This is a genomic window from Lysinibacillus sp. YS11 (assembly GCF_002896375.1).
Lineage (GTDB): Bacteria > Bacillota > Bacilli > Bacillales_A > Planococcaceae > Lysinibacillus > Lysinibacillus capsici.
Map to the genome: position 1 here is coordinate 2,047,885 of NZ_CP026007.1, position 13,240 is coordinate 2,061,124.

General features: G+C 34.8%; 15 protein-coding genes. 8 read left to right on the top strand and 7 right to left on the bottom strand.

Annotated features, from left to right (window positions below; genetic code table 11):
- Positions 1 to 251 precede the first annotated feature (251 nt).
- Positions 252 to 986, top strand: a complete 735-nt coding sequence (locus LBYS11_RS10060; RefSeq protein ID WP_103119076.1) for an SDR family NAD(P)-dependent oxidoreductase — start codon at positions 252 to 254, stop codon at positions 984 to 986.
- Between the two features lie 349 nt (positions 987 to 1,335).
- On the opposite strand, the gene LBYS11_RS10065 is transcribed toward LBYS11_RS10060, so the two are convergent.
- Genes LBYS11_RS10065 through LBYS11_RS10075 form a run of 3 tightly spaced genes read right to left on the bottom strand, consistent with a single transcriptional unit; the run spans position 1,336 to position 3,079 of the window.
- Positions 1,336 to 2,472: a zinc-dependent alcohol dehydrogenase gene (locus LBYS11_RS10065; protein ID WP_103118024.1), complete on the bottom strand. Its 1,137-nt coding sequence runs from the start codon at positions 2,470 to 2,472 to the stop codon at positions 1,336 to 1,338.
- A 22-nt stretch (positions 2,473 to 2,494) separates the two neighbouring features.
- A complete protein-coding gene (locus LBYS11_RS10070) occupies positions 2,495 to 2,857 on the bottom strand; it encodes a spore coat protein (RefSeq protein WP_054549298.1) in 363 nt (120 codons plus the stop codon).
- A 12-nt stretch (positions 2,858 to 2,869) separates the two neighbouring features.
- Positions 2,870 to 3,079 (bottom strand): hypothetical protein, encoded by a 210-nt coding sequence (locus LBYS11_RS10075; RefSeq protein WP_016993944.1) that lies wholly within the window; start codon positions 3,077 to 3,079, stop codon positions 2,870 to 2,872.
- Between the two features lie 776 nt (positions 3,080 to 3,855).
- Between LBYS11_RS10075 and LBYS11_RS10080 the strand changes: the two genes are divergently transcribed.
- A complete protein-coding gene (locus LBYS11_RS10080; RefSeq protein WP_036080766.1) occupies positions 3,856 to 4,464 on the top strand; it encodes a YpjP family protein in 609 nt (202 codons plus the stop codon).
- Positions 4,465 to 4,824: 360 nt separating this feature from the next.
- Here LBYS11_RS10080 and LBYS11_RS10085 read toward each other — a convergent pair whose 3' ends face one another.
- Positions 4,825 to 6,336 (bottom strand): SH3 domain-containing protein, encoded by a 1,512-nt coding sequence (locus tag LBYS11_RS10085; protein WP_103118025.1) that lies wholly within the window; start codon positions 6,334 to 6,336, stop codon positions 4,825 to 4,827.
- 399 nt (positions 6,337 to 6,735) lie between these two features.
- Between LBYS11_RS10085 and LBYS11_RS10090 the strand changes: the two genes are divergently transcribed.
- Both LBYS11_RS10090 and LBYS11_RS10095 read left to right on the top strand, forming a co-directional pair.
- Positions 6,736 to 7,137: a hypothetical protein gene (locus LBYS11_RS10090; RefSeq protein WP_233732680.1), complete on the top strand. Its 402-nt coding sequence runs from the start codon at positions 6,736 to 6,738 to the stop codon at positions 7,135 to 7,137.
- A gap of 302 nt (positions 7,138 to 7,439) precedes the next feature.
- On the top strand, positions 7,440 to 7,985 hold the full coding sequence (locus LBYS11_RS10095) for a hypothetical protein (protein WP_103118026.1): 546 nt from the start codon (positions 7,440 to 7,442) through the stop codon (positions 7,983 to 7,985).
- A gap of 632 nt (positions 7,986 to 8,617) precedes the next feature.
- On the opposite strand, the gene LBYS11_RS10100 is transcribed toward LBYS11_RS10095, so the two are convergent.
- Together LBYS11_RS10100 and LBYS11_RS10105 are read right to left on the bottom strand one after the other, a co-directional pair.
- Entirely contained in the window at positions 8,618 to 9,055 is a 438-nt protein-coding gene (locus LBYS11_RS10100; RefSeq protein ID WP_103118027.1) for a carboxymuconolactone decarboxylase family protein, read from the bottom strand.
- A 14-nt stretch (positions 9,056 to 9,069) separates the two neighbouring features.
- Positions 9,070 to 9,711: an FMN-dependent NADH-azoreductase gene (locus LBYS11_RS10105; RefSeq protein WP_103118028.1), complete on the bottom strand. Its 642-nt coding sequence runs from the start codon at positions 9,709 to 9,711 to the stop codon at positions 9,070 to 9,072.
- 170 nt (positions 9,712 to 9,881) lie between these two features.
- On the opposite strand from LBYS11_RS10105, the gene LBYS11_RS10110 reads away from it, so the two are divergent.
- Positions 9,882 to 10,382, top strand: a complete 501-nt coding sequence (locus LBYS11_RS10110; RefSeq protein ID WP_103118029.1) for an RrF2 family transcriptional regulator — start codon at positions 9,882 to 9,884, stop codon at positions 10,380 to 10,382.
- Positions 10,383 to 10,529: 147 nt separating this feature from the next.
- Here LBYS11_RS10110 and LBYS11_RS10115 read toward each other — a convergent pair whose 3' ends face one another.
- Positions 10,530 to 10,943, bottom strand: a complete 414-nt coding sequence (locus LBYS11_RS10115) for a gamma-type small acid-soluble spore protein (RefSeq protein WP_066036862.1) — start codon at positions 10,941 to 10,943, stop codon at positions 10,530 to 10,532.
- A gap of 194 nt (positions 10,944 to 11,137) precedes the next feature.
- Between LBYS11_RS10115 and LBYS11_RS10120 the strand changes: the two genes are divergently transcribed.
- From LBYS11_RS10120 to LBYS11_RS10130, 3 genes are all read left to right on the top strand, one after another.
- Entirely contained in the window at positions 11,138 to 12,034 is an 897-nt protein-coding gene (locus tag LBYS11_RS10120) for a TetR/AcrR family transcriptional regulator (RefSeq protein WP_103118030.1), read from the top strand.
- Between the two features lie 354 nt (positions 12,035 to 12,388).
- Positions 12,389 to 12,727, top strand: coding sequence for a hypothetical protein (locus tag LBYS11_RS10125; RefSeq protein ID WP_233732682.1), 339 nt, complete (start codon positions 12,389 to 12,391; stop codon positions 12,725 to 12,727).
- A gap of 49 nt (positions 12,728 to 12,776) precedes the next feature.
- Positions 12,777 to 13,223 (top strand): HTH domain-containing protein, encoded by a 447-nt coding sequence (locus LBYS11_RS10130; protein ID WP_103118031.1) that lies wholly within the window; start codon positions 12,777 to 12,779, stop codon positions 13,221 to 13,223.
- The last annotated feature ends 17 nt before the right edge of the window (positions 13,224 to 13,240 follow it).

Sequence of the window (13,240 nt, forward strand, 5' to 3'; positions counted from 1 at the left end):
AATTAGCTTACGTCTAATATACAGATTGTCCAAAACTTTATTAACAGTGAAAATAATATATATTGTGATGATTGTCTCTCTGAAAAATTGGATATTAAACCAAGACAACAAATCAATCAAATTTGTAATAAGTTAAAAAAACAGGTCTTTTATAAAGAGAGGTTAAACAATGTTCTTCTTGCGCCAAAGATAGAATTTAGGTAGAGTTTTTCATAACATCCTAACTTTTTAATAAAGGGGTAAAATAGATGATGCTTAAAAATAGAAAAGTAATAGTAACAGGTGCAGCTTCTGGTATAGGGAAAGAAATTGTTAAACAATGTTTAGATGAGGGTGCTTCAGTACTTGCTTGTGATATTAATGAAGACGCCTTAAGGGAATTAAAACAATCAATGAATGTCCCCTCAGATTTGTATACATATCAATTAGATGTAAGTATTTATGAAGAAGTAGTCAATTTTTTTGGAAATTTGGAAAGAGAACATTGTGATGTAGATAGTTTAGTTAATAATGCAGGGATTTATTTGGGTAAGAATATACTGGATTATCAAACCGAGGAAATTGATAAAGTCATAGATATAAACTTAAAGGGATGTATTTATTTTTCTCAAATGTTCGGGAAATATCTACTTCAGAGCGAACGTACAGGAGTCATCGTGAATATGTCTTCTGTATCAGGTATGGAAGGCAGTTCAGATGCAATATATGGACTCTCAAAAGCTGCTATATTGGGATTAACTAAAAGCTGTGCAGTGAATTTCTCACCATACATCAGAGTTAATGCCATTGCCCCTACAATGGTAAACACTCCTATGATGGATGCAATACCTATTTGGAGAAAAGAGGAATATTTAAATCATCAGCTTATCGATACACCTGTAATGCCTGAAGATGTTGCTGATACTGTTATTTTCCTCTTGTCAGATAGATCAAAGCATTACACAGGTGCGACATTTGATATTAATAATGGTGGATATCTAAGGTAGTTCAAAAACTTATTCAACTGTTTTGCCAAACTAATTATTTACTCAGAAATTTGGCGCTTTTCTCAAATAAGGAAAGCGTCTTTCCTCATGGAAATAAAACAAATGGGATGTTGAGTTGTTCATTAGAAGTTGTTCAATGAAAGGAATCGTTACATAATGATTTTTGGTTAGGGAGGGGTTAGTTCTGTTGATCAAAATGTAGTTCGCCAGTCGAAGAGGCTTGGTGCTCAAATATTAATGCCATTTTGAAGAATCACTTTCAGATGTAATACATATAAATATGTACCCCTAGGTCAATGAAAAAGGTACTTTTGCAATGCAGAGACAAAAGTACCTGAAAACTTCTATATTAGGGTTTTAAAACCACTTTAATGCAACCTTCTTGCTTTGTATCGAATATTTCATAAGCATGTTTTGCTTTTTCAAGGGGGAGTACATGTGTAATGATATCACCGACATTCACTTTTCCTTCAGCCATTAAGTTATAGACATGGGGCATGATATGAACAACTGGAGCCTGTCCAGTACGAATCGCTACATTGCGTTGGAATATATCTCCAAGTGGGAAGGCGTTGTATCGACCGCCGTATACACCGGTAATTTGGATTGTTCCTCCTTTACGTACAGCTTGACTGGCTGTGACAAGGGCTCCCATAGCACCACCTTGAAGTTTTACCCCACTTGCAAGAAATTCTAGAGGTGTCATTTTTCCGCTCATCCCTACGCAATCAATGACAACGTCTGCACCGCCCTTGGTAATCTCTTTCAAGTATTCACCACAATTTTCATGGTCTTCAAAATTAACGATTTCCACGTTATTTGTCTTCTTTGCATGTTTAAGACGATACCCGATGTAGTCAACTGCGATTACTCTTTCTGCTCCTTTCAGCCAAGCAAATTTTTGTGCTAGCAGTCCAACAGGTCCGCAGCCAAGAATAATAACAGTATCTCCTTTCTTTACACCAGCATTATCTACACTCCAAAAAGCAGTAGATGCGGCATCAGCAAGGAGAACAAGACTTTCATCAGGAACTTCTGATTTCTCTGGAATTTTGAAAGGGATAAAATTACCATAGGGCACTCGCATAAACTCTGCCTGTCCTCCTGGAAAACCGCCTGTTGTGTCTGAATAACCAAAGTAGGCACCCATTTCGCCATTATCGTTTGCATTATCACATTGACTTTCCAGATCATGATTGCAGTACCAGCATTCCCCGCATGCAATATTAAAAGGAATGACAATCCGGTCACCCTTTTTAACCTTCGTCACATTTTTTCCAACTTCTTCTACAATACCCATTGGTTCATGACCAATGACATAATCTTGTCCAAGATTCGGAATCATACCATGAATTAAATGCAAGTCTGACCCGCAAATGGCAGTAGTGGTTAAACGAACAATAATATCATCGGCTTTTTTTATTTTAGGGTCTTGTACTTCTTTAACCTCAACATTTTTTACACCTTGAAAAGTGACAGCTTTCATTAAAAAAATCCCTCATTTTCGTTTATTTTTTCGGTGGGGTAGGGAACATTCCTTTTCGATTCATATCTTTAGGGAATAAATCCAACTGGGCAATATTAATCGCATTTTCTGCTGATTTAATATCCAGTTCCTTTTGACCTGCAAGATCATAAGGTTTCAGCCATTCTTTTTTTACCATCAGTTCAGAAATTTCGAAATATAAATCGACCATGACATCCAGCTGAGTTCTCAAGATTTTCTGAAGAGCAGGAGAAGCTGTTTCTGTTAGGGCAATTGAAAGATTACGAATACCTGTTTTGGTTGTAAGTAAAAACTCAAGAGCAATCCCCGAATCAGTTAGTTCAGGCATTCCAACTGAATTTATAGGATCTAAATAGTCTTGCATACAATTGTCCTCCTAATATTCCAATTCCGATTTTGAGTAGAGCTTAACCATAGCAGTGAGTGCCGGGGTAGATAATTTTACATTTTTGTCCAATAACGCTCTTAAATCATCATCAAAGACCACACCTTGACTCAGCTTCGATTTAAGTAAACTAGTTGTCATAAAGTTAATGACTTCATGAAATTCCATGGTTTCATGAAGTGCTAATTTTTTCTCAAACACGTAATTCGCACCTCCATAATTTTCTTTAAAAAGTCTTCCCTGTAGCAAGTCTATTTATGCAAATTCGCATTGGATTAAATCTAAGACTGTATTGATAGCTAGAATCTGATTTAAAGTTGAATTTCCTCCATTCTTTTCACTCAACCCATTTATTACATTACCTATGTGATGGAAGAAGGGAGCAACACTTTTTTTAGATAAATTTATTCAAAATTGGTTATAAAAAAGGACCTTCAGTCTCTATAGCTGTCAGGTCTTTATTTTTTATACTTTTTCATTTGTTTTTTTAATATCTTCTACTTTGGTAAACTTCAAGACAACAAACAAGCCCAATAACTCTGGATATATCGCTTTTAGCTTCAATGGTTCATCATCTTTTGAATGCAACCATAAATTTGCTTAACACGCCGCCAAGAATTATTAATATTATATTAGTCCCAACAAGCCAACTGTGTGCATGCATTACTATACATTGTAATGTAAAGAAAAATAAAAAACCCCAAAAGCTGCATATAACAGGCTTTTAGGGCTTAGTAGGGTACATATTACAAAATATAAAAATTAGTCCGTGAAACATAAAGATGATAAGTAACCTAACATTAATAAAAGACCAATACCCATTGCGATGCTCATGCTTTGTACCTCCTTTAAAAAAACGACACATTATTCATAAATATTGTACAATGAATTATAGAAATATGAAACCTTTTAATGGCGAGAACGTATATAATAATAGGAGAATTACCAATTTGTACATAAAGAGTAGGTGACAATAAATGAAAACGTGGGTTAAGAAAAGTATAGTCATCATGGTTGCGTTTTTAACATTTGGTTTAATAACGCCTACACATGAGATTTGGGAAGCATTTGATCAAAATCCCTCGAACCGTGCATCTATCGGCCCTTCATCAGGGACAAGCACTGCTTTAGCGGCTGAGCATGATGACAGCAGTGACGAGCAGCTACAGATACAAGAGGAAGCGATTGATTATAATGCCTTACTGGTGGATGCAGCTAGAGAACAATCGTACATAAAATTTGGCACAAAAATTGGTCCAAAAATTAGCAATGAATTCGACAGCATCATCTTCCCAAAAATGGAGGAAGCTATTGCAATGACAGTGGCTAATCTTGATGATCAAACTGCTGCATCTTTAACCATCTCTGAAAGGCCAAGTGGTAATTACGGTGAGAAAATTTTCAATGTCATCAACAATGAAACAGGCACAGATTTAATTCGTTTCCATGTGCGCACAGAAAAAAGACCGCAGGAAGGCTACTACTACAACTTCCATTACCACAGTGTCGAGGACAACTTCATGGCACACAACAACCTTGGCGATATCTATTGGGAAAAAAACACACCACCTAAGTGGTTGTCATAATAAGTACGAAACACTCGTTTACATGACGAGTGTTTTTTTGTGAATATCTCAGCGTTTGTAAAATGTCATTGAGTTATAACTTTTAATTTTTCAGAGTGGGGGAGGTAGGGGAAAGCATGTACCCTAAAAAGTACCCCAAACTCTTAAGTTTTTGATTTTCTTAGATTTATCAATTGAATTGTAGCGATAGCTGATATCAATAGCTACATTGAGCACTCTCGATTGAAGGTGCTTTCCATCAATATGAACAGGACTTTTGTTTATGATTGATTACCCTATATGCAAGTCCTTTTGTTATGCTTTCACAGCCTCTCCCGTAACTCCACATAGGGCTTTATAGCACCACTTATAGATAGCAATTTATTTATTGAATATTTGCTCATAACGGTGGAAGAATGCCACAGCGTGCGCTCTTGTTAGAGAATCATTTGGTTTAAACTCTGCATCCGTTTTAGTAGTTGTTAAGTCGAAGTCACGTAGAAACTGGATGGCTTCTGGCTGAGATACTGTTTTTCCATAATGCATAGATGCTAGGATACGAGCAAAATTACCACGTGTGATGTCTTTGACTGCATATACCTGTTTAGACGCTGATATACCACCAAGCGTTGGTAGAGCGTACTTACTTGCTAGTTGATAGTTTACATCTGCACTCCATGAAGAACTAGGTTTTGTTGAAGCTAATTCATCAGACTTAAAGTAACGGAAAAGTACAGATAACATCTGATTTTCTGTTAAATTCGTGTTTGGTTTCAGTAAGTTTTCGTATTTCTTTGTTGCAGGGTTGTATACGTTTGGATAACCGCTGATAAGTCCTTTGTTTACTGCCCATTGAAAATCCTCTGCCCAGTACTGGTCTGCCTTGTAATCAGCGAACTTTGATACATCTATACTACCTACTGGAGTTGTAGGAGTTGTAGGAGTTGTAGGTGTTGAAGCTGAGTAGTTTAAATAACTTGATGCTACATACCCCTCTGTCCCGTCATTTCTTTTCACAGGATACCAAACAAAATGGTTTTTCTTAGTTGATACGGCTTCATATTCAAAAGGGCCCGTAATGGTAACAATTTCGCCTTTACGTAAAGTACCCATAGAAGGACTATCCGTAGTAGGTTTTGTCCTAACTGTTACATTAGTTGTTGCATTAACTTTTTGATTTGTTTTAAAAAAGTACTTTGATTTTGTTAATGGTAAATCAAAATCGTAGTTCATCACTGAAAATTTAATATTTTCCCTGCTGTTAGAGTCATATTGAAAATGTTCGCGTGTAAAAGGCAGCTCTGTTAAGTCTATTAATTCTAATCTCTCAATAATTTGGAGAATTTTTTCTTGATAGGCATTTGCATTTCTTTCCCCAGTTGCTTGGACAAATGGACTATTTACCGGCTTAGTACCGTTATAAGCCATGATAGCGAAGTACCAATGTTCCAATATATCTCTTTTCCCACCGTTGATGCTAGGCAAATCCTTACGCTTAAACATATCATCTAGAGTCTCCACACCAGCTCGAATATTATAGACAATATCGCTTTTTAGTCTATCTTGATTGTAGTCAGCTTGATTGGTAATTTGCATAATGCCAATTCCATTATCAGCTGTCACAATCGCTTTACCATTCATATCGAAATGACGCCAATTTCCACTTTCACCTTCCGCTATTGCCTTCACAATTTCAGGAGGAACATTATAACTCAGTGCTGTTTCGGTTAACAAACAGTTCATTGTGGAATAATCAGGGTTGACCTTCGATGCCGAATCATACTTACATGTATTTGCAATATCATTAGCTAATACATTTTTATCTATATTTATAGTTAGAGAGAGGGCACCAATGACAATACCACTAATCAATGGTTTCAATATCTTTTTCATATCTGTTTATTACACTTCCTTTCATATTTTCCAAAGTTAAAAGATTCAGATATATGTTATCATAAACCCAATATTTGGGATAGGGGTAATATTCAATGTTTCTTTCATTTAACAGGGTAGAGTGATAAATGATAGCCCTAACATATGATTCGGGGAAAGGGGTGTTAGTGTAACAAAACCTGTCATTTGGAGTATATGTATCAGTAAGTCAGCCGAATCTGCTTCTACGGGTTTTTATATTCATGCAGATTATAGTAGGTGGAGTCGTATATATGGTGACAAATTATAAAGAAGTAAAATACAACGTTGCTGGAAAATTTTTTCAACAACTTATAAAAACTATCCATAGGCTGATAGAACTTATGAAAAAATATTATATGAATACTAAAAAATAAAAAGATGCAAAAGAAGATTTGGTTAAATACCCTCATCTTCTTTGGTGGAGGAACAAATATGATAAAAAGATCAATTTTGTTATTTTTAGTTACTTTCCTTCTGTTAACTGGGTGCAATGAACGAAATCAAGACAATATTTCTTTCCCTGTATTTAATTGGAATGGTCATAATTATATTGTTACTAATGAACCGATCCCAAATGATAAAATAGAAGAAAAAGTCGGAGAAATAAAAGAACAAACAACAGATTTACCTACAAAACACGAAGAGGGTTACAGGCTGAATACCGGAACGAATATATATAAAATAAGGGCTGTGGAAATTACGAATGATATTGATAGCAATATGGCGATAGAGATAGAAGGTGAATATAGAGTAGCGAGAATAATTGTTGACATAAAATAATAGTATTTAGCTTATGCCATTTGATGCTCATTTTTGGAGAAAAAGTTACACACCTATAATATTTTGATAAATTAAAGGATTCACATACACAAAAAAACTCAAACCATTTTTGTCTGAGTTTCAGTACAAAAGGTATTAGTTAAACGAAATATGCTGATTGATGAAACAGCTAAATGACTGGGATGGACTTAGTATTTATTAAAAGGAAAAATGTCATGGGCAAACTCCTTTCTTATGTACAAACGAATATGACCTAAAAAACATAAAATATTCTAATCGAAATAATAGAAGGGAGGATACATTTGTCTAATAATCATGGATTCAATAAGCTTTGCAATGATTGCGAGGGGTGTGAAGACTGTAAAAGTTTCTCCAAGTTTAGGGTTTCTAGTTGTCCCAATGTGCCAACTCAAGAAGAAGCAGTACAATTTATCCCAGCTTATGGTTCAATATATAACGTAGCTGGAGGAAATCCTACTATTGATCCAAATGTTAATTTCGACACAGTCGGACCTTCCAGTGGAACAACACCAAGTACAATTGATGATTCTATTACTGTTAATAGTCAAGGGGTATATACTGTTACGTTTACAATTGAATTAAGAGCAAGTTCAGGAGGAATATCGAATAATATTATTTTTCGCCTCTCTATAAATGGGACTCCTCTTGCAACAAAACAGATTGAATATCAAACCTTTGTAACTGCTGCTAATATTGAAGTAGATTTAGTATCAAGAACAGACCAATTAGCGTTAAACCAGGGTGATGTTATACGAGTTGCCATAGTAAGTTCAACGGGACTCATAACTTATGATAATGCTGCATTGGTAGTAACAAAAGTTGCATAGGTTAAACAAATACAATGAACTATGCGATATAGAGAATTACGCTAAAAAACGGTGTAAGTTGATATTATTAAGTTTTATCAAAAGCATACGGAAATACGCTAATCAAATTTCCATTACAAAATAAACATGTTCACTGTACGTGTATGTTGGAAACAAGTGAAAGACCACTCAATATTTAACCCCAATCTTAATAAACTTGCAAGAATTTAAAAAACCTTAAAAACAAACACAGTACCTAAGTGGTTGTCATAATAAATACGAAACACTCGTTTACATGACGAGTGTTTTTTGTGCGAAAACACAATACTGAGAGAGGTAAGTGAAAGTATGTACACTAATAATTTTCTAAGATTGCATGGTCATAGAAGACATTTAACAGGAAATAATTATAGCCCCTGACTTCTGCCAGTATTTCAAAAGGCAAGGAAAATGAAGAAATCAGTCGCTTGATGGAGGAATGTGGGGTTGAATTTGTCTTTTCTTGCGCTTACCCGGGAAATTTTTTTATTGCCTAAACTTACATTTGAACATTTTGTTAAAGGGAGTTAGGGGGGACTGCCAAATGAAAGTACGACTCCAATTGATATCCAACTACTATAAGAAAAATAGCTACCTGTTAAGGCAGCCATTTATTATTCCGCAACATTGCCCATAGCAATAGAAATTCGATTCCAACTGTTAATTTGATTAATCAAGATAACCAAATCGACATAAGCCTTTTCATCAAAATGCTTGCGCACACGCTCATATAATTCATCAGGAACGCGTTTTTCTGGAATAAGCGTAATATGTTCCGTTAATTCTAATGCTGCTTTTTCAGCATCTGAATAAAAAGTACATTCTCTCCAAGCGCTAATGCAGTATAAGCGCTGTTCAGTCTCTCCCATTTTCTTCGCATCAGCAGTGTGCATGTTGATGCAATAGGCACAGCCATTAATTTGAGAAGCTCTAATTTTAATGAGCTCACGAAGCTTTCTCTCAATACTACTTTTTTTAGTGTATTTTTCCATTTCCGTCATTATCTTCATAGCATCTGGTGCAATTTCATAATAATTCATACGTTGTGTCATTGTGAATCCCTCCATTATTTATTAGCTAATTCAACGGATAATTGATCCGCTTGATAAAGTGCATTTTGCAAGACATCTTCTGTATTCAATAAGGCTGTTCCTTGGACACGAAGAATATTAACATCTTCTATTCCAAGAAAGGCAAACATTGATTTAAGGTATTTGTAGGAATACTCCACTTCGGTATACCAATCGCCATTTGTATAAATTGAACCACTTGCCTGTATGATGATCATGCTCCTTCCATCATTTAATAAGCCCACAGAACCATTTTCCGTATATTTGAATGTTTCTCGCGCAATTAGAATGTTATCCATATAATCCTTTAGCTTTGAAGGAATATTAAAATTATGCAAAGGCATTACAATTAGATATTTATTGGCACTTTTAAATTGAACTAAAATTTCATTCATGCGTTCCAAAACTTCATTTTCTTCGTGTGTTAAAGGATCTCCATTTCGTGAATGTTCCCAGCCACTTAAAACAATCTTATCTATCATCGGAACAACGTCTTCATATAGATTAATTTGCTCAATTACTTCATCATCCTGTTTATTTTCTTTGTATTTCCCTAGAAAATGATCTAATACTTGAAGGCTCAAAGATGTCTTTGACTCCACTTTAGGGTGTGCATTTATCACAAGTAGTTTACGCATAAAAATCCTCCAGTTAAATAAAGTTGTTACTAATCGTCGATTAATTTAATCGTTGATTAACTTTGTCTACAATATACACTTTTCATTTTCGTTTGTCAAACTGATTCATTTATGTATAGCTAAAATGTGTTACTATCATGGTAAGCAAAATGTTTTAAGAGGGTGGAATAATGAAATATAGTGTGATGGTTGAATATGCCCTACACAGTCTTGTTTATTTAATTGATGTACCAAAAAATGAAAGTATAGGAATAAAGGATTTATCAGAATTTCAAGGATTATCGGAGACCTATCTTTCAAAAGTTTTAGGGAAATTGTCCAAGGAAGGCATTGTTAGCTCGGTATCTGGTGTAAAAGGGGGTTATCGACTCAATAGAAAACCTGAAGATATTACATTTTGGGATGTTGTGCGAGCTGTTGAAGGTGAAGATCCGATATTTCAGTGTAAGAATATTAAAGCGAATTTTGCTTATCAAAATAAAAAACAAAAGTGTGAGTCTTGTTCAAGTCAATCGAACTGTACGATCAATAGTGTCATGCTGGAAGCGGAAGAACACATGCGAAATTATTTAAGAAGCAAAACGATAGCGTGGTTAGAAGAAGAATTACTGCGGACTCTACCAAAGGAGCAAATAGAAGAAGCAAAAAATTTTTTTAAAAAAACAAATTGATAACTTGAATCGAATCATTTTGGATGTATGTAAATTCGGTTTACCTGAATGAAAATCTAAAGCGGGAATTTTATCCTGAAGGAATTAACCAAAATTGTGAAAAACAAAAAACCGGCAAGGATGCCGGCTGCGGATGTTGAATGAAAGCTATTTTGAATTATTTTCGTTAGCAAATTTACCAGAAGCAAATTTTTTGTTTGCTTCAGCTTGTTGAATTTGTTGTCTGATTTGATTAACATCAGTTTCATTCCCAAATTCAACGTTCGTTGACTTCATTGCGTTCATAGAACCAGAAGCCTGTTGCTTTTTAGCTTCAGCTTGTTGAATTTGTTGTCTGATTTGGTTAACATCAGTTTCATTCCCAAATTCAACGTTCGTTGACTTCATTGCGTTCATAGAACCAGAAGCCTGTTGCTTTTTAGCTTCAGCTTGTTGAATTTGTTGTCTGATTTGGTTAACATCAGTCTCGTTCCCGAATTCAACATTCATTGAATTCATTGCGTTTGGAGCTGCATTAGGAATTTTTGAGTTGAAATTTTGGTTGTTGTTATTATTCGCCATTAAATATCACCTCCTGAAAAGTAGTGTGTGCAGAAGGTTTTTTACTATCCATACATTTTAGAAAAACCTAACCGATTTGGACTGGCACTACAGAGTGAGGACCTCTAGTATCAAATTTGCATAGTTTAAGAAATCTAGTTTTCCTAGTATAATTGTAGTAAGTTCGTTATTGTGTTTAGAGATTGGAGAAATGTATGAAAGATCGTAAACAAATCGTTATCGAATCAACATTACAATTATTTACTGAAAAAGGATATCAGCATACATCGGTTCAGGATATTTTAGATAAGGCAAATATTTCGAAAGGTACATTTTATAATTATTTTTCATCTAAAAACGAATGCCTGAAAGCCGTATTAGAGCAAAATCGCCAAGAGCGAAATGTTTTAAAAGAGGAAATTTTAGTTGGTAAGAAAAAAGATGATGTAGACGTTTTAATTGAACAATTAATCGCCACATTAAAAATTAAAGAAAAATATAATTTAATGCCTTTATTTCGAGAAATCTCCTTTTTGCATGATGAAGAGCTGCAAGAAATTCTTGCGGAACATCGCTTCCATGAAATCACCTGGTTAAAAAACAGATTCTATGATATTTATGGAGAAGAAGGAAAGCACTATTATTATGAGTGTGCGGTCGTCTTTTTTGGCACATTCCAATATTTATCTTTTTATTGGAATTTGGCTACTAATATGACGATAGATCTAAAAAAAGTGGTTACTCGGTCATTGAAATATGTAGAAAGTTTTCTGCCAGAAATGATTAAGAGTGGAGAAATTCTATTAGAGCCACAGGAAATGTTTTTATTAGAAAAGGATCTAGCCTATAAGTCCATTACTAATAAAGAAATACAAGAGAAATTAGAGAAATTTTGTAAAAAAATCTCGACAATCGAACTTCCACAAAAATCACTCGAACTCTCTAGCTTACTTTTGGATGAAGTGAAGAGAGAAACACCCCGCATGAGTGTTTTAGAGATCATGCTACAGCCATTTCGTGCTTCTTTCGCTGAAACGATTTATAAATATGAAGCTGAAGAAATAGCCAACCTTTTCTGGCTCTTTATGAAGATGCAAAACAGCAAGTCATAAATGAATGATTGAATAACTAGACCAGCTTTTTAGCATAAAGTTGGTTTTTTCTTTTGTATTCGCTGGCCATTAATACTAGTGAGGGCATTAAGTTTTTTCATTCTTTTGTCAGTGAATATTTGATACTTGGTGGAATCGTGTCATTTTTCATAAAGCGGAAATAATAAAAGTATACATTTTCCACCAATTAAAATTTGATCTATAATTCCTGCTTCTGCTTGATTCATGGTGAAACCCGTATTAAGAAACAACAAGTAAGCTCACCATAGACGACTATACATTCTCGGTTTAAGTGAATTACTAATTCAGGAAGTGTTATAATAATTTTACATATTGTGGAGGTGGAGAGAGCTTGTGAAGGAAATAAGAGAACTATGGATGATTACATTTAAAATATTTTTAGAATTAATAAGAATTATTATCCTTTTTTCCATTATTGGATGCGTGATGTGGGGAGGCGCCAGGCTTATGTATACCTCTTTTGGAATAAATGTTGATGGTTCATACGCTGGGTGGCTGGGGGGAATCGCCATATATAGTTTATTGTTTGTCCTCTATCGTAATAAACTGCAATTTTCGGGATTTTATAATGGTCCATATCGCCAAAAATTATCCCCTACAACCACTACCATTTTTATTACGATTTCCGTTTTTTTATTAATACTGCCACTTTTTTGGCGTCCTCATTTTTAATATAGTTTAAATTTGATACATCAAAAAGAATGAAAAGAGGGTTACTACTGTGAAAGAATGGAAGGATAGGGCAGAAGTATCTTTTGTCACGGAGATTTCCCGATTCGATTACCTGAGACAGCAAATTCAAGAAGTGGCTGAAAAATTCAGTTTCAATCATCAGCAACTTGCGAAAATATTTGATTTACCAATGACTGAGCTGGATAGTTTATTGAATAACAAGGGCAGCATCACGACAGAGCAGCTAGATAAGATTGAACGAAAAATAGTTATGTTATGTGTTGGCTTTGAAGGCTTTGATGCAAGGGAAAGAGCCGCATTGCTTTTGAATGACCTCATTAAGGATTACATGTTTTCAACGGCTAGTGTCGCGAAAATGATTCATGTAGAGGAAAAGGACTTAATCGATTTTAGACAAGAGATATCGATCGATAAGAACGTAGAATTGAAGATTTGCGTGAATAGTATCATGCTTCATTTTGTATTACATGACTAATGACAAGCCCTGGTATT